22 protein-coding genes and 1 tRNA gene are annotated in these 24,421 nt (G+C 66.0%); 16 read left to right on the top strand and 7 right to left on the bottom strand.

Going from position 1 to position 24,421, the window contains the following annotated elements; genetic code table 11:
• Positions 1-300: 300 nt before the first annotated feature.
• From HMPREF9710_RS01885 to HMPREF9710_RS01860, 6 genes are read left to right on the top strand one after another with little or no spacing between them, the layout of a single operon-like run.
• Positions 301-1,323 (top strand): pilus assembly protein PilM, encoded by a 1,023-nt coding sequence (locus HMPREF9710_RS01885; RefSeq protein WP_143054454.1) that lies wholly within the window; start codon positions 301-303, stop codon positions 1,321-1,323.
• A complete protein-coding gene (locus tag HMPREF9710_RS01880) occupies positions 1,323-1,955 on the top strand; it encodes a PilN domain-containing protein (protein WP_005663368.1) in 633 nt (210 codons plus the stop codon). Before HMPREF9710_RS01885 ends, HMPREF9710_RS01880 begins: the two co-directional genes overlap by 1 nt.
• Positions 1,952-2,647, top strand: a complete 696-nt coding sequence (locus HMPREF9710_RS01875) for a type IV pilus inner membrane component PilO (RefSeq protein WP_005663365.1) — start codon at positions 1,952-1,954, stop codon at positions 2,645-2,647. Before HMPREF9710_RS01880 ends, HMPREF9710_RS01875 begins: the two co-directional genes overlap by 4 nt.
• Positions 2,644-3,192, top strand: a complete 549-nt coding sequence (locus HMPREF9710_RS01870) for a pilus assembly protein PilP (RefSeq protein ID WP_157225411.1) — start codon at positions 2,644-2,646, stop codon at positions 3,190-3,192. Before HMPREF9710_RS01875 ends, HMPREF9710_RS01870 begins: the two co-directional genes overlap by 4 nt.
• A gap of 12 nt (positions 3,193-3,204) precedes the next feature.
• Positions 3,205-5,403 carry a type IV pilus secretin PilQ gene (locus HMPREF9710_RS01865; protein ID WP_005663360.1) on the top strand — a complete coding sequence of 733 codons (2,199 nt, stop codon included), beginning with the start codon at positions 3,205-3,207 and terminating at the stop codon, positions 5,401-5,403.
• 35 nt (positions 5,404-5,438) lie between these two features.
• Positions 5,439-5,915 carry an Ig-like domain-containing protein gene (locus HMPREF9710_RS01860; RefSeq protein ID WP_005663358.1) on the top strand — a complete coding sequence of 159 codons (477 nt, stop codon included), beginning with the start codon at positions 5,439-5,441 and terminating at the stop codon, positions 5,913-5,915.
• A 40-nt stretch (positions 5,916-5,955) separates the two neighbouring features.
• On the opposite strand, the gene HMPREF9710_RS28190 is transcribed toward HMPREF9710_RS01860, so the two are convergent.
• Positions 5,956-6,096 carry a hypothetical protein gene (locus tag HMPREF9710_RS28190; RefSeq protein ID WP_169331309.1) on the bottom strand — a complete coding sequence of 47 codons (141 nt, stop codon included), beginning with the start codon at positions 6,094-6,096 and terminating at the stop codon, positions 5,956-5,958.
• A gap of 52 nt (positions 6,097-6,148) precedes the next feature.
• Here HMPREF9710_RS28190 and HMPREF9710_RS26400 point away from each other — a divergent pair, with 52 nt between their 5' ends.
• The 3 genes from HMPREF9710_RS26400 (at position 6,149) to HMPREF9710_RS01845 (ending at position 10,184) form a co-directional block, all read left to right on the top strand.
• Positions 6,149-7,324, top strand: a complete 1,176-nt coding sequence (locus tag HMPREF9710_RS26400; protein ID WP_005663356.1) for an Ig-like domain-containing protein — start codon at positions 6,149-6,151, stop codon at positions 7,322-7,324.
• 105 nt (positions 7,325-7,429) lie between these two features.
• Positions 7,430-9,040 carry a bifunctional shikimate kinase/3-dehydroquinate synthase AroKB gene (aroKB, locus tag HMPREF9710_RS01850; RefSeq protein WP_005663354.1) on the top strand — a complete coding sequence of 537 codons (1,611 nt, stop codon included), beginning with the start codon at positions 7,430-7,432 and terminating at the stop codon, positions 9,038-9,040.
• Between the two features lie 10 nt (positions 9,041-9,050).
• A complete protein-coding gene (locus HMPREF9710_RS01845) occupies positions 9,051-10,184 on the top strand; it encodes a deoxyguanosinetriphosphate triphosphohydrolase (RefSeq protein ID WP_005663352.1) in 1,134 nt (377 codons plus the stop codon).
• Positions 10,185-10,219: 35 nt separating this feature from the next.
• On the opposite strand, the gene HMPREF9710_RS01840 is transcribed toward HMPREF9710_RS01845, so the two are convergent.
• From HMPREF9710_RS01840 to mutM, 5 genes are all read right to left on the bottom strand, one after another.
• A complete protein-coding gene (locus tag HMPREF9710_RS01840; protein ID WP_051205004.1) occupies positions 10,220-11,068 on the bottom strand; it encodes a nucleotidyl transferase AbiEii/AbiGii toxin family protein in 849 nt (282 codons plus the stop codon).
• The gene (locus tag HMPREF9710_RS01835; protein WP_005663349.1) at positions 11,043-12,122 is read right to left on the bottom strand and encodes a type IV toxin-antitoxin system AbiEi family antitoxin; all 1,080 of its coding nucleotides are present in this window, start codon (positions 12,120-12,122) and stop codon (positions 11,043-11,045) included. The genes HMPREF9710_RS01840 and HMPREF9710_RS01835 overlap by 26 nt, the downstream gene beginning before the upstream one ends.
• A gap of 114 nt (positions 12,123-12,236) precedes the next feature.
• A complete protein-coding gene (gene mutY / locus HMPREF9710_RS01830) occupies positions 12,237-13,361 on the bottom strand; it encodes an A/G-specific adenine glycosylase (RefSeq protein ID WP_005663348.1) in 1,125 nt (374 codons plus the stop codon).
• Between the two features lie 19 nt (positions 13,362-13,380).
• Positions 13,381-15,279, bottom strand: a complete 1,899-nt coding sequence (locus tag HMPREF9710_RS01825; protein WP_005663347.1) for a dynamin family protein — start codon at positions 15,277-15,279, stop codon at positions 13,381-13,383.
• Between the two features lie 19 nt (positions 15,280-15,298).
• On the bottom strand, positions 15,299-16,132 hold the full coding sequence (mutM, locus tag HMPREF9710_RS01820; protein ID WP_005663346.1) for a bifunctional DNA-formamidopyrimidine glycosylase/DNA-(apurinic or apyrimidinic site) lyase: 834 nt from the start codon (positions 16,130-16,132) through the stop codon (positions 15,299-15,301).
• A 108-nt stretch (positions 16,133-16,240) separates the two neighbouring features.
• Between mutM and HMPREF9710_RS01815 the strand changes: the two genes are divergently transcribed.
• The 7 genes from HMPREF9710_RS01815 (at position 16,241) to pth (ending at position 22,463) form a co-directional block, all read left to right on the top strand.
• On the top strand, positions 16,241-18,112 hold the full coding sequence (locus tag HMPREF9710_RS01815; protein WP_005663345.1) for a tetratricopeptide repeat protein: 1,872 nt from the start codon (positions 16,241-16,243) through the stop codon (positions 18,110-18,112).
• A gap of 68 nt (positions 18,113-18,180) precedes the next feature.
• Positions 18,181-18,786: an outer membrane lipoprotein LolB gene (locus tag HMPREF9710_RS01810; RefSeq protein ID WP_005663344.1), complete on the top strand. Its 606-nt coding sequence runs from the start codon at positions 18,181-18,183 to the stop codon at positions 18,784-18,786.
• A gap of 3 nt (positions 18,787-18,789) precedes the next feature.
• The gene (ispE, locus tag HMPREF9710_RS01805) at positions 18,790-19,689 is read left to right on the top strand and encodes a 4-(cytidine 5'-diphospho)-2-C-methyl-D-erythritol kinase (RefSeq protein ID WP_005663343.1); all 900 of its coding nucleotides are present in this window, start codon (positions 18,790-18,792) and stop codon (positions 19,687-19,689) included.
• Between the two features lie 65 nt (positions 19,690-19,754).
• Positions 19,755-19,831: transfer RNA gene (locus tag HMPREF9710_RS01800), tRNA-Gln, on the top strand.
• A gap of 146 nt (positions 19,832-19,977) precedes the next feature.
• Positions 19,978-20,928, top strand: a complete 951-nt coding sequence (locus tag HMPREF9710_RS01795) for a ribose-phosphate pyrophosphokinase (RefSeq protein WP_005663342.1) — start codon at positions 19,978-19,980, stop codon at positions 20,926-20,928.
• A 197-nt stretch (positions 20,929-21,125) separates the two neighbouring features.
• On the top strand, positions 21,126-21,713 hold the full coding sequence (locus tag HMPREF9710_RS01790; protein ID WP_005663341.1) for a 50S ribosomal protein L25/general stress protein Ctc: 588 nt from the start codon (positions 21,126-21,128) through the stop codon (positions 21,711-21,713).
• Positions 21,714-21,878: 165 nt separating this feature from the next.
• A complete protein-coding gene (pth, locus tag HMPREF9710_RS01785; RefSeq protein WP_005663340.1) occupies positions 21,879-22,463 on the top strand; it encodes an aminoacyl-tRNA hydrolase in 585 nt (194 codons plus the stop codon).
• Positions 22,464-22,485: 22 nt separating this feature from the next.
• Here the strand turns inward: pth and HMPREF9710_RS01780 are convergent, their stop codons facing one another.
• Positions 22,486-24,366 carry a DUF3857 domain-containing transglutaminase family protein gene (locus tag HMPREF9710_RS01780; protein WP_005663339.1) on the bottom strand — a complete coding sequence of 627 codons (1,881 nt, stop codon included), beginning with the start codon at positions 24,364-24,366 and terminating at the stop codon, positions 22,486-22,488.
• Positions 24,367-24,421: the final 55 nt, after the last annotated feature.

The following is a 24,421-nucleotide window of genomic DNA, read 5'->3' as shown; positions in this document are numbered from 1 at the left end:
GGAGCTTAACGGAACTCAAGGGCAATATTGGCCTGGCAATGAAAACGCCGGAGTGTGGCGCGCACGCCCCGGAAAGGAGTGTTCCAGTGCAGAAATTTCTTGTCCGTAGTCATCCTTTGTTGCTACGATCCGATGCGGTGCTGCACGTAAGTGCCGGATTTTTATAAGAAAGTTATAAGAAGTAAATAGCTGTTTTATTTACGACAACATGTAATTCCGGGCCTTTCAAGCTCATTCTGCAGCCACAGGAGTGTATTGGTGATCAATCTGGGGTCCTTGTTTGGACAATCGAGTCCGCCGATGGTCGGGCTCGATATCAGCACGTCCGGCGTCCGCCTGGTCGAGCTGGCCGATGCAGGCAAGGGTATCGTGCGCCTGGAGCGCTACGCCACCGAGGCGCTGCCGCGCGGCGCCGTGGTGGACGGCAATATCGAAAACATGGACCAGGTCGCCGACGCGGTGCGCCGGGTCTGGAAGAAGAGCGGCACCCGCGCCCGCCACGTGGCGCTCGGCATGCCGCCCGCCGCCGTGATCACCAAGAAGATCATCCTGCCGGCCGGTCTGTCGGAAGACCAGTTGGAAGTGCAGGTCGAGTCCGAGGCCAGTCAGTATATCCCGTTCGCGCTCGATGAGGTCAGCCTCGACTTCGACGTGATCGGCGCGGCCCCGAATTCGCTGGACGACATGGAAGTGATGCTGGCCGCCGCGCGCCGCGAAAAGGTCGAGGACCGGGTCGCGATCGCGGAAGCCGCCGGCCTTACCGCCACCGTGATGGACATCGAATCGTACGCCGCGCGCGGCGCGCTCGAACACGCCGCCCTGCCGCGGCAGGACCAGATCGTGGCCCTGTTCCAGATCGGCGCCCACGCCACCCACGTGTCGGTGCTGCTGAACGGCGAAGCGGTCTACGAGCGCGAGCAGCCGTTCGGCGGCAATGCGCTGACCCAGGACATCGTGCGCAGCTACGGCATGGCGTTCGAAGAAGCCGAGACGCGCAAGAAGGCGGGCGACCTGCCCGAGAACTACCGCGCCGACATCCTGGCGCCGTTCCTGGAAAGCGCGGCGCTGGAAATCACGCGCGCCATCCAGTTCTTCTACACCTCGACCCCGTATACCCGGATCGACCAGCTGTACCTGGCCGGCGGCTGCGCGCTGCTGCCCGGGATCCTCGACGTCGTGGCCGGCCGCACCCGCCTGCCGACGCTGCTCGCGGCGCCCTTCGAGGGCATGCAGCTCGGCCCCGGCGTGCGCGAACACCAGCTGCGCCAGGACGCCCCGGCCTACCTGGTCGCCTGCGGCCTGGCGCTGCGGAGGTTCGGCTGATGATCCGGATTAACCTGCTGCCCCACCGCGAAGCCAGGCGCAAGCAGAAGCAGGCCGCCTTCGTCGCCCTGATGGCGCTGGGCGGCGTGCTGGGCGCCATCGTGGTGATGCTGGTCGGCGCCTATAACGCGAGCCAGATCTCGGTCCAGAACCAGCGCAACGAGGTCCTGAAAAAAGCCAGCGCGGAGCTGGACAAGAAGATCGGCGAGATCACCAACCTGAAGGAAGAAATCGCCGCGCTGCAGGCGCGCCAGCAGGCGGTCGAAGACTTGCAGGGCGACCGCAACCAGCCGGTCCACCTGCTCGACGAGCTGGTGCGCCAGACGCCGGAAGGCGTGCACCTGAAATCGGTCAAGCAGAGCGGCCAGCGCGTGATCCTGACCGGCAACGCCCAGTCGCAGGAAAGGGTGGCCGAGCTGCTGCGCAACCTGTCGAGCGGCTCGCCGTGGCTGCAGAACCCGGACCTGACCGAGGTCCGCGCCGTCAGCCTGGCCCAGGGCAAGGCCACCCGCAAGGTGGTCGAGTTCACGCTCGGCGTGTCGATCAAGCGCGCGCGCCTGAGCGACGAGGGCGACGAGGCCGCGCACGGCGACAAGCCGGCCGGGGGCAAGCGCGTGGCGGAGAAGTCATGAACATCGACATCAAAGAACTCGGCGCCCGGCTGGCGGCGCAGTTCCAGGACCTGCAGGGCCGTCCGCCCGGCCAGTGGCCGCTGGCGCCGCGCCTGCTGTGCGCCGCCGGCGTGATGGCGGCGGTCGTCGGCCTGGGCTACTACTTCTACTGGAGCGACCAGTTCGCGGCCCAGGAACGCGGCGCGCGCGACGAGCAGAAGCTGCGCGAGGAGTACAAGACCAAGATGGCGCAGGCGATCAACCTGGAAGCGCTCAAGGCGCAGAAGGCGCAGGTCGACCAATACGTGGTGCGCCTGGAGAAGCAGTTGCCGAGCAAGTCCGAAATGTATTCGCTGCTGTCCGACATCAACCAGTCGGGCGTGGGCCGCGGCCTGCAGTTCGAGCTGTTCAAGCCGGGCCAGGAAGTGGTGCGCGACTACTACGCCGAGCTGCCGATCGATATCAAGGTGAGCGGCCGCTACCACGACATGGGCGCGTTCGCCGCCGACATGGCCAACCTGCCGCGCATCGTCACGCTGAACAACCTGACCCTGCTGGCCGGCAAGGACGGCAGCCTGGGGCTGCAGGCGGTGGCCAAGACCTTCCGCTACCTCGACCAGGAAGAGCTGGCGGCCCAGCGCGCCGCGCGCGCGGCCGAGAAGAAGAAGGGCAAGAAGGGCAAGGGCAAGGCCAAGACCGGGGGCAAGAAATGATGCGCGCACGAGCGATGGGGCGCATGGGCGCGCTGCTGCTGGCCGGCAGCCTGCTGGCCGCCTGCGGCGACGGCGGCGTGGGCGAGACCCGGGCCTGGATGAAGGGGGTGGAAAAGCAGACCGTGCCCAAGGTCAAGCCGCTGCCGGAGCCGAAGACCTTCGAACCCTATGGCTACGATCCGCGCGCGGCGCTCGACCCCTTCGATCCCACCAAGCTGCTGGGCGAGATGGCGCGCATGGCGCAGGCCGGCGCCAATGCCAACCAGCCCGATCTCGAGCGGCCGAAGGAATTGCTGGAGACCTTCCCGCTCGACACGATGCGGATGGTGGGCACGATCCAGAAGGGCGGCGTGAACTACGCGCTGCTGCAGGTCGAGCGTTCGCTGTACCGGGTGCGCAGCGGCCAGCGGATTGGACAGAACTACGGGCGCATCACGCGTGTGAGCGAGGGCGCCGTCGAGATCAGGGAATCGGTACAGGACGCCACTGGCGACTGGGTGGAGCGGATGGCCCACATCGAGCTGCAGAGCCGCGCAGCCAAATAAGGAGAGCAGTAGATGACCTTCAACGTCAAGATTCGCTTCGCCCCGCCGGCCTGGCTGGCGCGCGCCGCGGCCGCACTCATGCTCATGATGTGCGCCAGCGCCGCCCTGGCCCAGGGCAATGCGATCGAGTCGATCACGGCCAACCAGCAGGGCAGCAACGTGGTCATCAACGTGACCATGCGCGAGGTCCCGGCGCGTGCGCCGATCGGCTTCGCGATCACCAACCCGTCCCGCATTGCGCTCGATTTCGGCGCCACCGCCAACGCCACCGGCAAGACGGTGCACGAGCTGAACCTGGGCGACGTGCGCAGCCTGAACGTGGTGCAGGCCGGCGAGCGCACCCGCCTGGTGCTGAACCTGGCGCGCGCCCTGAACTACGCCACCACCATCGACGGCAAGTCGGTGATCGTGACCGTGGAAGGCTCGGGCGGCGTGGCGCGCGCGCTCGACGCCAGCGGCATGCCGGCCGCTGCGGCGGCGCGAGCGTCGCTTCCCGCGACGCGCCCTCAATTGCGCGACCTCGACTTTCGCCGCGGCGCCAATGGCGCCGGCCGGGTCGTGGTCGACCTGCCCGCCAACCAGGTGGCGGTCGACGTGCGCCAGACCGCCGGCGGCGTGACCGTCGACTTCCTCAATGCGCGCCTGCCGGAGTCGCTGCGCCGGCGCCTGGACGTGACCGATTTCGGCACGCCGGTCACCCGCGTCTCGACCCTGGCCCAGGGCGACAATGTGCGCATGACGGTGGAGGCGCAAGGCGACTGGGAACAGTCGGTATTCCAGAGCGACACCCAGCTCGTGGTCGAGGTGCGCAAGGTGGAAAGCGACCCGAATCGCAGCAGCCCGGGCTCGCGCGACAACCCGCAGGGTTATCGCGGCGAGAAGCTGTCGTTCGACTTCCAGGACGTCGAGGTGCGCGCCGCGCTGCAGGCGGTGGCCGACATCTCGGGCCTGAACATCATCGCCAGCGACTCGGTCACCGGTTCGCTGACCCTGCGCCTGAAGGACGTGCCGTGGGACCAGGCGCTGGACGTGATCCTGACCGCCAAGGGCCTGGACCAGCGCAAGAACGGCAACGTGGTGTGGATCGCGCCGAAGGAAGAACTGCTGACCAAGGAAAAGCTCGAGCTCGAGCAGCGCGCCCAGATCGCCGAACTCGAGCCGCTGCGCTCCGAGATCTTCCAGCTCAATTACCAGAAGGCGGAATCGTTCCGCAACGTGTTCGGCCTGGACGCCGGCGGCGCCACCGCGAGCAGCGATGCGGGCGGGCGCAACCGCGTGCTGTCGCGGCGCGGCAGCGCGATCATCGATCCGCGCACCAACCAGCTGTTCGTGACCGACATCGCCGCCAGGATCGAGGACATCCGCAAGCTGATCCAGAAGACCGACATCGCCTCCAAGCAGGTGCTGATCGAGGCGCGCCTGGTCGAGGCCAACGACGGCTTCTCGCGCAACCTCGGCGCCAAGCTCGGCTTCAACGACCTGCGCACCCAGCGCGGCGGCGACTCCGGCTGGCAGATCAGCGGCAACGAGCGCGTCGCCATCGGCGGCAACCTGGCCGGCGTGGGCCAGGTCACGGGCCAGACCCCGGCGACCACCAGCATCGACAACACCACCATGGTCAACCTGCCGGCGGCCGGCATCGGCGGCGTCCCGGCCTCGACGCTGGCGTTTTCGCTGTTCTCGTCGGCCGCCAACCGCTTCCTGAACCTGGAACTGTCGGCGCTGGAAGCCGACGGCAAGGGCAAGATCATCTCGAGCCCGCGCGTGGTCACCGAGGACAAGCAGGTCGCCGTGATCGAGCAGGGCGTCGAGCTGCCCTACGAGCAGGCGACCAGCAGCGGCGCCACCTCGATCTCGTTCAAGAAGGCCAACCTGCGCCTGGAAGTGACGCCGCAGATCACGCCGGACGGCAACGTGGTGCTGGAAGTGGACGTCAACAAGGATTCGAAGGGTGAAGAGACGCGCGCCGGCTTCGCGATCAACACCCAGCACGTCAAGACCAAGGTGATGGTCGAGAACGGCGGCACGGTGGTGCTGGGCGGGATCTACCAGCAGACCGAGCGCAACAACGTGACCAAGGTGCCGCTGCTGGGCGACGTCCCGCTGCTGGGCTACCTGTTCAAGACCAGCGGCGTCGAGCACAGCAAGACCGAGCTGCTGGTCTTCATCACCCCGAAGATCGTGAACGAGAACGTGGCGGGCACGCGCTGAACCGACCTTAATTTCTTCCCCCAACCGATAATAATATGAAAAACCAGCACATCAAGTACGGCAGCCTGGCGCTGCTCCTGGCCGCGACCCTGTCCGCCTGCGGCGGCGGCGGCGGCAACCCGGGCACACCTAGCGGCAGCGGCGGCAGCGGCACCGGCAGCACGCCGGTCACGCCTGCCGCGCCGACCGTCGGCGTCAGCCTGGTCAATGCCACGGGCAGCGCCAGCACCTCGCTCTCCGGCGCCACCCCGCTGACGGTGCGCGCCCTGGTGCTCGACGCCAACAAGCAGCCGGTGCCGAATGCGCTGGTCACCTTCACCACCGCCGACGACCTGGCCGTGTTCGCGCCGGGCGCCGGCACCGCCCTGACCGACGCCAGCGGCACCGCCAGCATCACCATGCGCGTGGCCAGCCTGGCGGCCGGCGGCGCCGGCACCGTCACGGCCAGCGTCACCGTGGCCGGCACCGCCGTCACCAACACGCCAACTACGCGGTCAACGCCACCGCGCTGACCTTCAGCGCGCTGCGCCTGGAGCCGGGCAGCATCAATGCCTACGACTCGAGCAAGATCGAGGTCGACCTGCTGGCCAACGGCGCCAGGTACACCGGCCAGGTCAACGTCAACTTCACCTCGGCCTGCGTCGCCGCCGGCAAGGCCACGCTGGCCGCCGTCGTCGCGACCAGCAACGGCACCGCGGAGACGGTCTACCGCGACCAGGGTTGCGGCAACAACGACACCATCACCGTGACCGCCGACGGCGTCGCGACCCCGGCCACGGGTTCGCTCGTGATCGCCCAGCCGGGCGCCGCGTCGGTGCAGTTCGTCGAGGCGCTGCCGACCGACAAGTCGATCGTGATCCGCGGCCAGGGCGGCATCAACCGCACCGAGACCGCGACCCTGCGCTTCCGCGTGTTCGACCTGTTCAATCGTCCGCTGGCCAACAAGCAGGTTGATTTCATCGCCGAACCCGAGAACCTGGTCACCCTGAACAAGACGACCGACCGCACCGACCAGAACGGCGAGGTGATCACCACCGTCAATTCGGGCAACGTGCCGACCTCGTTCCGCGTGCACGCCGTGCTGCCAGGGACCACGCCCGTCATCTCGACCACCTCGGATTCGATCGTCGTGACCACCGGCCTGCCGACCCAGCGCGCGTTCTCGATCTCGACCACCAGCGGCAACGTGGACGGCTGGTCGTTCGACAGCGGCACCACGACCCCGGCCGCCACCGTCAACGTGCTGCTGGCCGACCAGTTCGGCAACCCGGTGGCGGATGGCACGCCGATCGTGTTCCAGACCAATATCGGCGCCATCGGCACCTCGAGCTCGGGCGGCTGCGTCACCGTCAACGGCGGCTGCTCGGTCCCGTTCCGCACCCAGGAGCCCCGCGTCGCGCTGCCGAACACCCCGGCCACGCCATGCAATACCGGCCCGAACGCGACCCCGGACAGCACCCGTCCGGGCGTGGCGACGATCTGCGCCAGCACCACCGACGGCAGCAATACCCAGTTCGTCAAGACGACGATCACGTTCAGCGACGAAACCCTGGCCCGTGCCTACGTCAACGGCGCCACGTCGCCGTCGACCGGCGACCTGGGCAGCGCCAGCGCCAACGACCCGAAAGTATTCGTGGTCCAGTTGACCGACCTGAACGGCAACCCGCTGCCGTCCGAGTCGACCGTGGCGGTCACCGGCCTGGTCAACGCCACCCTCGTCGACATCAGCCCGGCCCGCGTGCCGAGCATCTTCGCCGCCGCCGGAACCGGCGCGCAGGGTTCGTCGCACCGGATCACCCTGAGCGCCACCGGGACCAAGCCCTGCACCGCGGGCGCCCGGGCGACCTTCAACGTGAGCGTCACCACGCCGCGCGGCGACGTCAGTTCGCTGCCGTTCTCGCTGAACTTCACTTGTCCATAAAATTCGCGGATTGACAGGCGGCCAGTCTATACTGGCCGTCTTTTCATTAGAGCGGGTTTGGTAGTGCCACATCCCAAGAACGACAATATCTTCCTTGTTGGCCTGATGGGGGCAGGGAAGACCACGATCGGACGATTGCTTGCACGCAAGCTCAATCGCCGCTTCGTCGATTCCGACCACGAGATCGAGGCGCGCACCGGCGCCACCATCCCCTGGATCTTCGAGATCGAGGGCGAGGCCTGCTTCCGGCGGCGCGAAGCGGACGTGATCCGCGACCTCTCCGGCCAGCAGGGCCTGGTGCTGGCCACCGGCGGCGGCGCCGTGCTCAATCCGCACAGCCGCGCCCTGCTGGCCGAGCGCGGCACCGTGATCTACCTGCGCGCCTCGATCGGCAGCATCCTGCAGCGCACCGCCCACGACAAGAACCGTCCGCTGCTGCAGACGGCCGACCCGCGCGCGAAACTCGAAGAGCTGTGGGCCCAGCGCGATCCGCTGTACCGCGAGATTGCGGACCTGGTCATCGACACCGGCCGTCCTAACGTACAATCGATGGTACAAACCATATTGGACCAGCTGGCGGCGCAGGAAATGGCTCGCGCGCGCCGGCTTGCAAGGACATCGATGAACGAACAGGACCGCATCACCCTCAACGTCGACCTCGGCGAACGCAGCTATCCGATCGCGATCGGCCCCGGCCTGCTGGACGACGCCGCGCTGCTCGAACGCCACATCGGCGGCAACAAGGTGGCCATCGTCACCAACACCACCGTCGCGCCGCTGTACCTGGACAAGGTGGCCGGCCACCTGCGCGCTGCGGGCCGCGACGTGGTCGAGATCGTGCTGCCGGACGGCGAAGAGCACAAGAACTGGCAGTCGCTCAACCTCGTCTACGACGCGCTGCTGCAGAACAAATGCGACCGCAAGACCACGCTGGTGGCGCTGGGCGGCGGCGTGATCGGCGACCTGACGGGCTTCGCCGCCTCGAGCTATATGCGCGGCGTGCCCTTCGTGCAGATCCCGACCACCCTGCTGTCCCAGGTCGATTCCTCGGTCGGCGGCAAGACCGGCATCAACCACCCGCTGGGCAAGAACATGATCGGCGCCTTCTACCAGCCGCGCGCCGTCATCGCCGACACCGCGACGCTCGACACGCTGCCGCCGCGCGAGCTGTCGGCCGGCCTGGCCGAGGTGATCAAGCACGGCGCCATCCTCGACGCGACCTTCTTCGACTGGATCGAGGCCAATATCGGGAAACTGATGGCCCGCGAGCCGCAAGCCATCGCCCACGCGATCGCGCGCTCGTGCGAGATCAAGTCCGAGGTGGTGCGCAAGGACGAACGCGAAGGCGGCCTGCGCGCGGTGCTGAACTTCGGCCATACCTTCGGCCACGCGATCGAGAACGGCCTGGGCTACGGCGAATGGCTGCATGGCGAGGCGGTCGGCTGCGGCATGGTGATGGCGGCCGACATGTCGGCGCGCCTGGGCCTGATCGAGCCCGCCGCCGTGGAGCGCGTGCGCGCCCTGGTGCGCGCCGCCGGCCTGCCGGCCGAGGCGCCGGATCTGGGCGAGGCGCGCTGGATCGAGCTGATGGAAGTCGACAAGAAGAACGAGGGCGGGGAGATCCGTTTCATCCTGCTCAAGCCGCTCGGCAGCCCGTCGATCACCACGGCGCCGCTGGACATCCTGCGCTCGACCCTGGCGGCGTGCAGCGGCTGAAAGGCGCATGATGGACTTCGACGCCGGCCTTGCCCCCTACGCGGCGCACTCGTCGCAGTCGCGCGGACGGCGCCACTCCGAGCCGGGCCCGGGTTCGCGCAGCGAATACCAGCGCGACCGCGACCGCATCATCCATTCGACCGCCTTTCGCCGGCTGGAATACAAGACCCAGGTCTTCCTCAACCACGAGGGCGACCTGTTCCGCACCCGGCTGACCCACAGCATCGAAGTGGCGCAGATCGGCCGCACCCTGGCGCGCAGCCTGCGCCTGAACGAAGACCTGGTCGAAGCCACCGCGCTGGCGCACGACCTGGGCCACACGCCCTTCGGCCACGTGGGCCAGGACGTGCTCAACGACTGCATGAAGGATTTCGGCGGCTTCGAGCACAACCTGCAAAGCCTGCGCGTGGTCGACCACCTCGAAGAGCACTACGGCGCCTTCGACGGCCTGAACCTCACGTTCGAGACGCGCGAGGGCATCCTCAAGCACTGCTCGCTCAACAATGCGCGCCAGCTGGGCGAGCTGGGCCAGCGTTTCATCGACCGCAGCCAGCCCAGCCTGGAAGCGCAGCTGACCAACCTGGCCGACGAGATCGCGTACAACAACCACGACATCGACGACGGCCTGCGCTCCGGCCTGTTGACCATGAAGCAGATGGAAGAGGTGGAGCTGTTCGCGCGCCTGCGCAGGCAGGTCGAGCAGCAATACCCTGGCCTGGCGGGACGGCGCGCGCTGTATGAGACGATCCGCCTGATGATCACGGCGATGACGGCCGACCTCGTGGAGACTTCACGACAGCGCATCCTGGACGCGAACCCGCGGACCATCGACGACGTGCGCGCCGGCCCGCCGTTGATCCGCTTCTCGGACACCATGCGCGCCGAGACCACGGCCCTCAAGCGCTTCCTGTACGCCAACCTGTACCGCCACTTCCAGGTCAACCGCATGCGGGTCAAGGCGAGCCGCATCGTGCGCGAGCTGTTCCAGGCCTTCCTGGACGATCCGGTGCTGCTGCCGAACGACTACCAGGTCGAGGGCGACCCGATCAGGCAGGCGCGCAAGATCGCCGACTACATCGCCGGCATGACGGATCGTTATGCGATCCGCGAGCATCGGCGCATTTTTTCGCTCGATCATTTCTGAATGGAGGCGGCACCGACCGCACCCGGTGGCGTGGGTCAAGCGATGGCCTGCAGCAGAAGGCGCAGGCGCGTCTGAATCCGTGGCTCTGCATCGTCGAGATGGCGCATTGCCTTGGTCATTTCGTTCGATAGCCGGTCGAAGTCACGCTCGACGATCTGTTTCAGCACAGCGATAGTTTGTTCACTTGCGACGCGTCGGATATCCTTGCCTAGCAAATAGACGCCTGCCAGGTCTGGATCGTAGTCGCCGGCTTCGATGACACCATCCTCTTCGTACACACGATCGATATTGCCGGCGGCGGCATAACTGTCCATGAGGTGGATGAGATCGTGAGCGTCCTTCGGGTTTTCCAGTCGTCGATCCGACCATGCGACCAGCTTGAGTATGGCAAGTCCCGCAAGAGAGACGACCTTGCCGTCGAAGCCGGGCAGGAATGTCACGCGTTCCGCAGCAGCCAGAACGTCGTCATAACCGGCCAGGTTCATGATGACCTTCATGTCGGGCGGCCAGGCCAGTTCGTCGCTTCCTTGGGTTATTTGTCCGAATGGCACAAGGTCCAGATGGTAGTTGAGATCACCTTGATCGCCCTTGTAGTAAAGGCGCTGTCGTGCCTGCCCACCAGGAATGAAGGTCCCGCGCGCAATGAGCCTTGCCCTGAGCGCATCGAACTGATCCCAGTCCTTGACGGCGATGGCGAAATCCACGTCGTATGTCGCACGCCTGGCGGCAAGTCCGAATACATGGGTGAGCAGGATATCGCGTGCCGTCGCGCCTACAAGCATATAATCGACTTGTTCGGCCTGCGCTTCTTCTGCCACGGCGCGAAGGATGTCGATCGTGACATCATCGATGGGCCGGTCAGCCCTGATTGAACGAGGTGTCAATGAACCTCTCCTTGATCATGCCCGCGGTCTCTTGTGTGCGTGGGTCCAGCAACGCGAGCAGCTCTGAGTACACCAGCAAAGGCGGCGCAGTATCGCGCGCTGTCGTTGGTTTCCAGCGCCAGAATTTCTCCAGTATCTCGATGTCCCCATTGTTGTCTGGCCTGATGCGATACTGCTTGCTCAGTTTCCTGATCATGCCTTCCATATCGTCCGGGCAGACGTACAGGGTTTGCGTGGCCGGCTTGAGGTGCCCGGTCAATCTGGCTGCGGCGACTTCCGATCCCCATACGGCGTCGAATCCCTCCAACTCGGCCTTTTGCCACCAGGACGGTTCGGTAGCGCTGAAACGCCGGCTCTTCAGTTTTGCACGCAGGGTAGTGGGATAGTTGACTGCCCACTCATCGATCAGGCGTTCCGGTTCCAGCAATCTTCTGCGCTCGGAATTCCCTTTATTGATGAGGTAACCGCGGCGCTCCAGATCGTTCAGTACGTTATAGGCTGTTCCCAGCGAAACGCCGGCATGGTTTGCAAGCTCCTTGTAGGGCAAATGAACAGCGTCTGGCTTGGCAAGCAGGACAAATCCCATGCGCAGGGCTGCGGCATTCGTGAGTCCTTTTGCGGCCGGTAAAAGCAGTTGGTTGCGCTCCTTTTTTTCGCCGGTGACGAGAACGAAAAGGCCGGGCGCTTGCAAATAGGCGTTGCCGTTCGTGTCGATGAACTGCAGTCCCGTGACACGACAGTATTCGGCCAGTTCTCTAGTAATGTACGGTGCGATCAACAGGCCTGGATGGCCAGTCGTTTGCAATTGGCGCCTGACATGGTCGATGTGTGCTTTGCGGTCGATCAGGAGCTTGCACTCGACTGCGTAACGGGCGGAGCCGTTCTCATGCACAAGATCGATCGTTGCGTCTGGCCGGTACCCGGCTGATGGGACCGCCTCAAGCTTGGCCATGTGTCCTTCGACATCGACCTTTTCCTTGAGCGCATCGAACGCAGCCAGGATCAGCCCTTCTTGGGCCTCGGCAGGATTATAGGTAATTGCACGATCATTCATTCACTCTTCCTCGTTTCCACAGGCTGTGAATGAAACCATTCTATGCAAGATAGCGAGGATTTTCAATAATTTTTAATTTTCACGTTACGTGAAAATGGATAAAAATTGAAAATTTCAGCTGAACAGACTTGGCGTCGCCAAGTCCAGCAACAGCTTCTTGACCGGCGCCGGCAGCGGCGCTTCCCTGACCACATCCAGCTTCCACCAGACGTGGCCTGGCGCCAGCGCAGCGCGCGCCGTCAGCGTCACCGCGAACGGCGCGATGTGCAGCTTGTAGTGGGTGAAGACGTGCACCAGCGGGCTCAGTGGCCGCACTTCGTCGACCGTGCCGAAGGCGCTTGCCGCAGCTGCGACGTCGGCCGTACAGACCGGCGGCTCGTCCTCGTCCATCGGCACATGCCCGCCCACCTCCGGCAGCGACAGCAGGCCGCCCCAGATGCCGGTTTGCGGACGCTGTTCCAGCAGCACTTCGCCGCCATCGATCACGACCAGCAGCGCGGTGCGCTTTTCCGGCGTCGCCTTCTTCGGTTTGCGCACCGGCAGGTCGGCGGTGCGGCCGGTGGCGAAGGCCACGCAGCGCGCCTGCAGCGGGCAGCGGCCGCAGTCGGGCCGCGAACGGGTGCACAGGGTGGCGCCCAGGTCCATCAGGCCCTGGGTGTAGGCTTCGATGGCGCCCGGATTGCCGGCCACCTCGGGCAGCAGGGCGTCGGCGCGCCGCCACAGCGCATCCTCGATTGGCTTGAGGCCCGGATAGGCGTCGATCCCGAACACGCGCGCGAACACGCGCTTGACGTTGCCGTCCAGGATGGCGGCGCGCACGCCGCTGGAAAAGGCCGCGATCGCCGCCGCCGTCGAGCGGCCGATGCCGGGCAGGTCGGCCAGCAGCGCCGGGTCGCTCGGGAACACGCCGTCGTAGTCCTGCACCACGCGCTTGGCGCAGGCGTGCAGGTTGCGCGCGCGGGTGTAGTAACCGAGGCCGCTCCAGTGGGCCATCACGTCGTCAAGTGGGGCTTCGGCCAGCGCGTGGACGGTCGGGAAGCGTTCCAGGAAGCGCGCGTAATAGCCCAGCACCGCGGCCACTTGCGTCTGCTGCAGCATGATCTCGGACAGCCAGACGCGGTAAGCATCCTGGGTGTTTTGCCAGGGCAGGGTGTGGCGGCCATGGCTGCGCTGCCAGTCGATCACGGCCTTCGAGAAGGTCGGATCGGCCAGCTGGTCGAACTCGGTGAGGCGTTTCATGCGGTGTCTTGTGAAGGCGCTAGGCCTCTAATGTGGTGGTGACGCCGGCCGCGATGGCGGCCAGGCGCTGGCGCGTGGATTCGAGCTCGGCCTGGCCGTGCTCGAAGGCGCCGATCTTCTGTTCCAGGCTGTCGCTGGCGTCATGGATGCGCTGGACCGTGGCCTGGCGCTGGCGCAGGCTGTCGCGGTGCTGGCGGATCTGCGCTTCCAGCGGCGCGTTGGCGACCTTCAGCCAGGCTTCGACGTCGGCGTTGGCGGCGCGGTAGACGCGCCGCACGCGCGAAGCGATCGAATCGAAGAAGCGCTCGAGCAGCGTGGCGCGGCTGGTCATCAACAGGGTCGCGGTGCCGAACTGGCGCTCGAACAGCGTTTCGATGGCGTCGATCTCGTCGACGTGGCGCGTCAACGATAACGCTTGCGGCAGCGCCAGCGACAGGCCGTGTTCGGCCGCGAAGCGGCGGTGCATGGCGTCCATCATGGACTTGATCTCGTCGACCTTGGCGCAGGCGTCGAGCAGGCCGGCGCGCGCGCCGGCGAAGTAGTTGCGCACCGGCGAGCGCATGCCGGTGGCGAAGCGCGCCGCCGACATCGCGGCGCGCACCGTTTCGGTCCGGTCCTGCAGGCCGTCCATGCCGACCAGGGTGTACAGCTCGGTCGACAGGCGCGTGAACACGGCGCGCGTGCCCTGCAGCTTGAACAGGCCGGCGTCGAATTCCTTCTTTTCGGCTTCCACCCGGCGCACCATGTGGGCGATCATGCCCTGGTTCTTGCCGCGCAGGCTGCGCAGTTCCTGCAACTGCTCGACCAGTTCGCGCAGGCGCGCCGCCACCAGCAGCTGCTGGCCGGCGGCCAGCAGTTCGAGGTCGGCGCGCAGCTGGCGCGCATTGATCGAGCGCCGCGCCGGGATCAGGTGGTGGAACAGCGCCGATTCGAGCTCGCCCAGGCGGCTGCGCTCGAACAGGTCCATGTCGCCGCCGATGCGTCCGACCAGCGCCTTGTGGGCCGAGACCGGATAGACCTGGCCGGCGTCCAGTCCGAGCAGGCGCGCGACGTCGTGCTGCTGGCGCGCGATCTCGGCGTCGACAGAGCTCGAACTCGTGAGCTCGTCCCACATGGCGTCGATCTTGTTCAGCACCGCCAGCCGGCCCGGCCCGGCGCCGATATGGGTGCGCCAGACGTCGATGTCGCTGCGCGTCACGCCGGTGTCGGCGGCCAGCACGAACAGCACCGCGTGCGCGTTCGGGATCAGGTTCAGCGTCAGTTCCGGCTCGGTGCCGATCGCGTTCAGGCCCGGGGTGTCGAGGATCACCAGGCCCTGCTTGAGCAGCGGATGCGGCAGGTTGATGATGGCGTGGCGCCAGCGCGGGATGTCGATGCTGTCGTCCGCACCGACGCCGGCGGCGAGGTCGGGATCCTGCGGGTCGAACAGGCCGTAGCGTTCGGCCTCTTTCACCGGTACGCGGCGCGTCTGGCTGACCTGGCGCAGCGTCTCGTGCATCGCGCCAGGATCGTCCAGGTCGAGCGGCAACACGGTCCAGGCGCCGGGATCGTCGCGGTAGTCGCCCAGGGACAGCTGGCCGGCGCGGGTCTCGATCGGCAGCAGGCGGATGCAGGGCGGCAGCTGCGCATCCCACAGCAGTTCGGTAGGGCACATGGTGGTGCGGCCGGCGCTGGACGGCAGGATGCGCTGGCCGTAATCGGCGAAGAACAGGGCGTTGATCAGCTCGGTTTTTCCACGCGAGAACTCGGCCACGAAGGCGACCGACAGCCGGTCGTCGCGCAGGCGTCCAAGCGCGCGCGCCAGCACCTGTTCGCCGGCGGCGTCGATCAGTCCGGCTTCGCGCAGGGCTTTGCCATAGCCCTCGAGGCTGGCGGCAACGCTGGCCCGCCACGCTCCATACTGTTGTAGATCCTGCATCGTTCAGCCCGTTATATTCTTAGCGCTGGCACTGCGCGCAATAGAAAGTCGAACGCTGGCCCTGCTTGATCTGGCGGACCGGCGCCTCGCACTGGCGGCAGGGCACACCAGCACGATCATAGACGAAATATGTCTGCTGGAAATATCCTGACTGCCCATTTACCGCAATAAAGTCACGCAGGGTACTGCCGCCCTGGACGATGGCGGCGGCCAGGATGTCGCGGATCGCCTCGGCCAGCCGGTCGTAGCGCGCGCGGCTGATGCGCGAAGCCGGTGTCTTGGGGCTGATGCCGGCCCGGAACAGGCTTTCGCAAGCGTAGATATTGCCGACGCCCACCACGATGTCGCCGGCCAGCAGCACCTGCTTGATCGGCGCGCTGCGGCGCCGCGTTTCCCGATGCAGCAGGGCGCCATCGAAATGCTCGCCGAGCGGTTCCACGCCCAGGCCGCGCAGCAGGATGTGCTGTTCCACGTCGCCATCCTCGTTGGCATGCCACAGCACGGCGCCGAAGCGGCGCGGATCGTGCAAGCGCAGCACCTGCACCCCTTCCGGGCCATTGACGACGAGGTCGACATGGTCGTGCTTGCGCGGTTCGATGCCCGGCGGCAGCACGCGCAGGTGGCCGGACATGCCCAGGTGGATGATCAGGGTGCCGTGCTCGAAATGAATCAACAGGTATTTGCCGCGCCGGCCGGTGGCCAGGATGCGGCGGCCGGCCAGCAGCCCGGACAGGCCGGGCGGGAAGGGCCAGCGCAGGCCGTCGCGGCGGCAGACGAGCTGCTCGACGACGCGGCCTTCGATATGGGGCGCGACACCGCGCCGGGTGACTTCTACTTCTGGCAGTTCAGGCATGGGGGAGACGAATCGTGTAAAGTCGGGTTGCCGTCGCGGCTGGGCAGCCTGCGGGCCGGGCTGGCGCCAGGAATCCTGGCGCAGCTCATGCGCGGCAGGCGCCTGCGCATGAGCGTAGAATCAAATCAAAACATCAACTCGGATTTTGGACTTGCTTTGAAAAACGCTTTCGCCATTGTAACCGTCTCCGGGCTGCTTGCAGGCCTGCTCTCGGCTTGTGCTGTCTCGCCGCAACAGCAGTCGCTCGCCGCCGGCGAGCAGGCCGGGGCCGGCCAGCAGCAATCCGCACCGCAAGAAGCCGAGCTGGACGAGGAAGAGCTGGCGGCCAAGAAAAAGGCCGAGGAAGAAGCGCGCCTGCCCAAGGTCGAGCTCACGCCCGTCATGCTCGAGCAGTTGATGAAGGCGGAATTCGCGTTTCGCAACGGCGACTGGCAGGGGCCTTATCTGACCGTCTACAACCTGGCCCAGCGCACCGGCGATCCGCGCCTGGCGCGCCGCGCGGCCGAGATGGCGGTGGCCGCCAAGCAGGCCGACGACACCCTGGCCGCGGTGCGCCTGTGGTACCAGCTCGACCCGGAATCCGACGAAGCGACCCAGTATTTCGTCGGCATGGCGGTCACGTCCGACAAGATCGCCGAACTCGAACCGATCTTCGAGCAGCGACTGCGCGAGGCGACCCCGGCCCGGCGCGGCGTGCTGCTGTTCCAGGTCCAGCAATTGCTGGGCCGTGCGAAGGACAAGGAAGCGGCGATCGCCATGCTCGAGCGCCTGATCGCGCCCTATGACAACACGATGGAGGCGCGCGTCGTGCGCGCCCAGATCGCGCTGGTGCGTGACGACAAGGCGCTGGCGCGCAGCGAGGCCCGGGCGGCCCTGGCGGCCAAGCCCGACGCCGAGATCGCCCTCCTGATGCTGGCGCAGACGACCGAGGACGAGGCGCAAGTGGTGGCCCTGATGCAGAACTTCCTCAAGAGCTATCCGAAGGCGAACGACGTGCGCGCCGCCTATGCGCGGGTGCTGGTCAACCGCAAGGATTATCCGGCTGCGCGGCGCGAGTTCGAGCTGCTGGTCAAGGCCCAGCCCGACAACGTCGCCCATCTGTATGCGCTGGGCATCCTGGCCACGCAGATGAACGATGCCCTCGGCGCCGAACAATATTTCACGCGCTTCGTGGAAGTGCTGGGGCGCAATCCAGACGACGAACGCGATCCTTCGCGCGCACTATTGATCCTGTCGCAACTGGCGGAAGAGCGCAATGACCTGGTCGGCGCCCTGCAATGGCTGGACAAGGTGCCTGAAGGCACGGATCCGCAAACCCGCTTCAACACCCAGTTGCGCCGCGTCCACCTGGTCGGGAAGGGCGGCGACGTGAACAGCGCGCGGCGCCTGCTGGCCGAGATCAAGACCGACGATCCGGCGCGCCAGGCCCAGCTCATGGCGGCCGAGGCGCAACTGCTGCGCGAAGCCAACCAGCTGCAGGAAGCCTATGCGGTGATGGAAGCGGCCACCAAGCGCTTCCCGAAGAATCCCGACCTGCTGTACGACTTCGCGCTGCTGGCCGAAAAGCTGGGCAAGGTCGACGTGATGGAAGCGCAATTGCGTGAAGTGATGGCGCAGGCGCCGGACAATCACCATGCCTACAACGCCCTCGGCTATTCGCTGGCCGAGCGCAATGTGCGCCTGCAGGAAGCCTACGGCCTGATCGCCAAGGCGCTCGACATGGCGCCGGACGACCCCTTCATCATGGACAGCATGGGCTGGATTCATTATCGGATGGGTAATCTGGCGGAAGCCGAGAAATTCCTGCGCCGCGCCTACGATTTGCGCAAGGACCCCGAGATCGCCGTTCACCTGGGCGAGGTGCTGTGGCAGAAGGGCGATAAATCGGCGGCCGAGAAGCTGTGGCGCGAGGCGCGCGCCAAGGATCCGCAGAACGATACGCTGCGCACCACGCTGGCGCGGTTGCGGCCCGCCTTGTGAAATAATCCAGTCTTGCGGCGGACCGCATTGCGCGGTCCGCTGCGTTTGTCCATTTCCCGATCGTTCCTATGCCACTGACCCGACGTCTTACCCTGCTCGCCGCCGCGTGCTCATTCGCTGCCGCGCTTGCCGGCTGCGCCACCGGCACCGCCAACCTGTCCACCGCCACGGTCGGCGACTACCGCGACACCATCGACCTGTCGGGCAAGCTGTCGGTCAATTACCAGAAGGATGGCAGGCAAGAGTCGATCACCGGCAACTTCAACTGGGAGCAGCGTCCCGAGGCGATCGACGTCGCCCTGATCTCTCCGCTGGGCCAGACCGTAGCCACGATCAATGTCACGCCGAATGCCGCGACCCTGGTCCAGGGCGGCCAGGAGCGCACGGCGGGCGACATCGACAGCCTGACCCAGGAGACGCTGGGCTGGCCGCTGCCGGTATCCGGCCTGCGCGACTGGCTGCAGGGCTATGCGCTGGACGCGCAGGGTCAGCGTTTCCGCGCCTCGCCGGCCAATAACACCGTCACGACCAGGGATGGCTGGCGCCTGCGCTTCGTGGAATGGCAAGACGCTGCCGCGGCCCAGCCGGCGCCGCGCCTCATCCAGGCCGAGCGCGCCGCCTCGGGCGACATCACGGACCTCGCGATCCGCATCGTCATCCTGCCTTCGGCCTGATCCATGCGTTCGCTGCACGATTGCCCGGCGCCGGCCAAGCTCAACCTGTTCCTGCACGTCACCGGCCGCCGCGCCGACGGCTACCACCTGCTGCAAAGCGTGTTCCAACTGATCGACCGCGCCGACCGGCTGCATTTCGACTTGCGCGACGACGAGCAGATTCGCCGCACCAACGACGTTCCGGGCGTGCCCGAAGACCAGGACCTGGTCGTGCGCGCGCTGCGCCTGTTGCAGGCCGAGTTTGCGCGCCGCCATGGCCGGCTGCCGCCAGGCATCTCCGTCAGGGTGGACAAGGTCTTGCCCATGGGCGGCGGGCTGGGCGGCGGCTCGTCGGATGCGGCCACCGCCTTGATGGCGGCCAATGCGTTGTGGGGCGCCGGGCTGGGCCGCGAAGAATTGATGGCGCTGGGCTTGCCGCTGGGCGCCGACATCCCGTTCTTCCTGTTCGGCGAAACCGCGTTCGCGGAGGGCGTGGGAGAGGCCTTGCAGGCGGTGCCGGGGCCGGATTGCTGGTATGTGGTGATCGAGCCGGGTGTGGCGGTGCCGACGCCCGCAATTTTTTCTGCGCCAGATTTGACAAGAGACTCAAAGCCCGTCAGAATAGCGGACTTTTCCAGCCACACCGATTCATGCAGTACGGTTGGTTTTGGGAAAAATGATTTGCAGGACGTGGCGATGCGCCTGTTCCCGCCGGTAGCAGAGGCGGTTGAATGGTTGAGCAGCCATGGCGATGCCAGGATGACTGGCTCAGGGGCGTGCGTGTTTTGCGCGTTCTCCAGCGAAGACGCTGCCGACCAGGTGTTGGCGCAAGTGCCGGGCAAGTGGACGGCATGGAAAGCGAAGTCGCTGCAGACACACCCGCTGATGAAATCGCTCTTGCAAAATCAGGGAGTTATAGAATAAAATACTGCCTGTCGCAGCGTTGAGTAGCAAGTTAAGATGCTGGCGGCAAGTAGTAAAGATCGTGTAGGGGAATCGCCAAGCTGGTTAAGGCACCGGATTTTGATTCCGGCATACCAAGGTTCGAATCCTTGTTCCCCTGCCAAAGTTTTCTTGTTCTGTCGATGCGTGTGCGTCCAGCAAGAAAATCGCGATGCGGTGCCGAGCGCCACATCAGCATGCTAATCAGCCGGTATATCCGGCTGATTGTTTTTCTACCGTACAAACGCTTTTTACCCTTTAGGACTCCCCATGGCTTACGAAAACCTGATGGTTTTTACCGGCAATGCCAATCCGGCACTAGCAGAGGGGGTCGCAAAAAGCCTCGGCATTCCTCTCGGTAAAGCAGTCGTCTCCAAGTTCTCCGATGGCGAAGTCATGGTCGAGATCAACGAGAACGTGCGTGGCAAGGACGTCTTCGTCCTGCAATCGACCTGCGCCCCGACCAACGACAGCCTGATGGAAATCATGCTGATGGTCGACGCCCTCAAGCGCGCTTCGGCCGGCCGCATCACCGCTGCCATTCCTTACTTCGGTTATGCCCGCCAAGACCGCCGTCCGCGTTCGGCGCGTGTCGCGATCTCGGCCAAGGTCGTCGCGAACATGCTGGAAGAAGCCGGCGTCGAGCGCGTCCTGATCATGGACCTGCACGCCGACCAGATTCAGGGTTTCTTCGACATCCCGGTCGACAATATCTACGCATCGCCGATCCTGCTGGGCGACCTGCAGAAGCGTAACTACGACGACCTGCTGGTCGTGTCGCCCGACGTCGGCGGCGTGGTGCGCGCACGCGCCCTGGCCAAGCGCCTGGGCTGCGACCTGGCGATCATCGACAAACGTCGCCCGAAGGCGAACGTGTCGGAAGTGATGAACATCATCGGCGAAGTCGAAGGCCGCAACTGCGTGATCATGGATGACATGGTCGACACCGCAGGCACCCTGTGCAAGGCCGCCGAAGTGCTCAAGGAGCGCGGCGCCAAGAAAGTCGTTGCATATTGCACGCACCCGGTCCTGTCCGGCCCGGCGATCGATCGCATCGCGAGCTCGCCGCTGGATGAACTGGTCGTCACCGACACCATCCCGCTGAGCCCAGCCGGCGCCGCTTGCGGCAAGATCCGCCAGCTGACCTGCGCACCGCTGCTGGCCGAGACCTTCAAGCGGATCGTCAAGGGCGACTCGGTCATTTCGCTGTTCGTCGACTAAGCAGTTTCGACGTCGTATTGCGCGGCGCGCCTGGCTCAACAGCCGGCGCGCCGTTGTAGCATCCAGGATTTCTTGAGCGCGCAATATTGGCGCTCGTTCTTGACCGTCCCTGGTCGCGGGGATGGTCGCCACTTGGGCAACCGGGCCGGGAAGCGTTTTTCCCGACATTCGGGCCCGATTTATTTTTGGAGTTTCACATGAAAGTAGTCGCATTCAACCGCACTCAGCAGGGGACCGGAGCGAGCCGCCGCCTGCGCAACGCTGGCCAGACCCCAGGCATCATCTACGGTGGCACCGAAGCCCCGGCGCTGATCGCCCTGGACGGCAACGCGTTGTACCACGCGCTCAAGAAAGAAGCATTCCACGGTTCCGTGCTGGACCTGGAAATCGACGGCAAGACCCAGCAAGTGCTGCTGCGTGACTTCCAGATGCACGCATACAAGCAACTGGTCCTGCACGCTGACTTCCAGCGCGTCGACACCTCGAAGCCGATCCACACCAAGGTCACCCTGCACTTCGTGAACGCCGAGATCTCGCCAGCAGTCAAGCTGAGCGGCGCCATCGTGTCGCACGTGCTGAACGAAGTCGAAGTGTCCTGCCTGCCAGGCCAACTGCCAGAGTTCATCGAAGTCGACCTGTCGAAGCTGGAAGCCGGCCAGTCGATCCACACCGGCGACCTGGTCCTGCCAGAAGGCGTGACCGCGCTGACCCACGGCCAGAACCTGACCATCGTCACCACCTCGATCCCACGCGGCGCAGCGACTGCTGAAACCGCTGCTGAGTAATATCGGCTGATCGCGCCGCTTCGGCGGCGCATCGATAAAAACCCGCCGCGGCTTGCCCGGCGGGTTTTTGTTTTTCGCCATCGCCGCGGCCCACATCGAGCATCGTTGTGTACGCCGGACGGCCCGTTTGAGCGATAATCGCGTTTTCTCCAAAGAACACCACGCATGTCCATCCGTCTGATCGTCGGCCTCGGCAACCCTGGCCCGGAATACGAACAAACCCGCCACAATGCCGGCTTCTGGCTGGTCGACAACCTGGCCAACAGCCTGCCGGGTTGCCGCCTGCAGCGCGAAGCGCGCTTCAACGCCCTGGTGGCCAAGACCTCGATCTCGGGCAACGACGTCTGGCTGCTCGAGCCGCAGACCTTCATGAACCGTTCGGGCCAGTCGGTCGGCGCGCTGGCGCGCTTCTATAAAATCAATCCGGACGAAGTCCTGGTCGTGCACGACGAGCTGGACCTGATGCCCGGCGTCGCCAAGCTCAAGAAAGGCGGCTCCTCGGGCGGCCACAATGGCCTGAAAGACATCACCGCGGCCCTCGGCACCCAGGAATACTGGCGCCTGCGCCTCGGCATCGGCCACCCGCGCAGCCTCAACCTGCAACAGGGCGTGGCCGACTTCGTGCTGCATCGCCCGCGCAAAGAAGAACAAAGCCTGATCGAGGAATCGATCGACAAGAGCCTGCGCATCATCCCGCTCGCCTGCGAAGGCAAGCTCGACGTGGCGACGATGCAGCTGCATACGGCCTGACGCCGCGCTCTTCGCTTCCGGCTCATCCGCCCCGCACCACGACCTGCGAGCGCAGGTCGCGCAGCATGCGCTCGAGCGCCGGCCGCATGCGCCGGTAGTCGTCGGGCGAGCAGGTGGCCGCCGTGTGCCTGAACTTGAGCTGGCGCTTGACCGTCACCAGCGCGCCGCGCCGCTGGTAGTGCGAGCGGTAGGCGAAGTTGGCATCGATCACCTTGACGGCGCGCGGCAGGGCCAGCACCTGCGCACGCTTCGGCAAGTGGAAGCGTAGTTCATCCTCGGCATCGATCGCCGGACAGACGAACTCCTGGCGCCGCTCGGGTTCCTGCGTGAACGCGAACACGGCGTCGCCCAATCCTCCCCAGAAGTTGTAGGTGGTGGCCAGCCCTGTCGGCCCCGGCAGTTGCGTGAAGCCCCTGCTGGCGCCGCGCAGCGACAGGGTATAGTCGTCGGCCACGCCTTCGGTATCGCCCGGCTCCAGCACGCCGCCGCCCTGTTGTCCCAGCCCTTGCAGCATGCGTTCGACGAAGCGGTCGCGCTCGGCCGCCGGCGTGGCGCGCACCACGCGCCGGTAGGGCTCGGCCTGGGCGCCGCTGCTGGTGCGCGTGACCTTGAAGCGGCTGCCGCCGTCGGGCTGGATGTCGAACTGGGTAAACGTGCGGCTGCGCGCCTGCTGGAAGAAGGGGATCATCGCGAACTCTCCCGAGCGCGCCAGCACCGCCGGCTTGCCGAGCAGCGCCGCGGGCAGGAAGCCGCCCGCCACCGATTCGGCGGTCGGGTCGAGATACAGCTGCAGCGAGGGGATGTAGACGATCGCATGATTGAGCACGCCGAGCGTCGGCACGTCGGGCAGGCGATAGGCGTCGCCGTTATTGACCAGCGCCACCGTGCTGTCGATGCCGGAGCTGGCCAGCAGCGCCTCGAGCAGGGTCGCGTGGTCCTTGCAGTCGCCATAGCGGTTGGCCAGCACGCTCGATGCCGCATGCGGCACCACGCCGCCGGGGCCGAGATAGACGCCGACGTAGCGCACGTTCTTCCGCACCCAGTCGGAGAGGGCGATCGCGCGGGCGCGGCGGTCGAGGGTGGCGCCCGTGATGCTGGCCGCCAGCGCCGCCACCGTGTCGTCGGGCAGCGCCTTGCCGGCGGCGCGCTCCTGGTAGGCGCGCGCAAAGGCGGTGTAGTCGGCGAAGGTCGAGACCGCGAGCCGCTTGCCGTAGTCGAGATAGCTGACGGAATCGGCCTCCAGCCGCGCATTGTCGCCGTCGACGTAGCGCCAGGCGTAGCGGCGCTTGCCGGGCGCGGGCGCGGGCATGTTCGTGGCGGCGCTCGCCTCGAAGCCGACCGCATCGGCGTGCAGGGGCATCGAGGCCGGCATGTCGTAGACCAGGCGGAAGTCGCGCTGGCGCTGGAAGCGCGCCGAGGTCAGGTCTTCGAAGTGGCCGGGAAACAGCGGCGTATGGCGCCGCACGACGTAGCGCACCGCGACCCTGTCGCCCGCTTCGACATCGGGGAAGACGACGATCTTGAGCCGCGTGTCCTGGAACATCGGGGCGTCGAGCGAGGCGGCTTCTTGCTGGTCGCGGATCTGGTGCGGCTGCACCGCCAGGCGCCGGCCGTCGGCCTTCTGAGTATGCGCCTCGACGGAGACGACTTCGTCGAGCGACTGGTTGTAGCCGATATAGAACTGGGCGTGTTCGTGCAGCGCCGCGCGGTTGACGATGGTCTTGGCCTGCTCGACCGTGAGCGTGTAGCCGCCGCCCGTCTCGACCACGAAATGCTGGACGTGGCGGTCCACCACCACCGAGCGGTCGGTGCCGCTGTCGGCCTCGAGCGCGCTTGCCGACGCAGGCAGGCACAGCAATGGACACAGAAGCAGACACAGCATGACGACGAAGCGCAGATGCATGACACTCTCCGGACACGCGACCGGCCCATGTTACGCAGCGGTACGGTGGCAGGAT

This window comes from Massilia timonae CCUG 45783 (assembly GCF_000315425.1).
Taxonomy (GTDB): Bacteria; Pseudomonadota; Gammaproteobacteria; order Burkholderiales; family Burkholderiaceae_D; genus Telluria; species Telluria timonae.
This window is presented reverse-complemented; position numbering and strand designations above follow the sequence as displayed.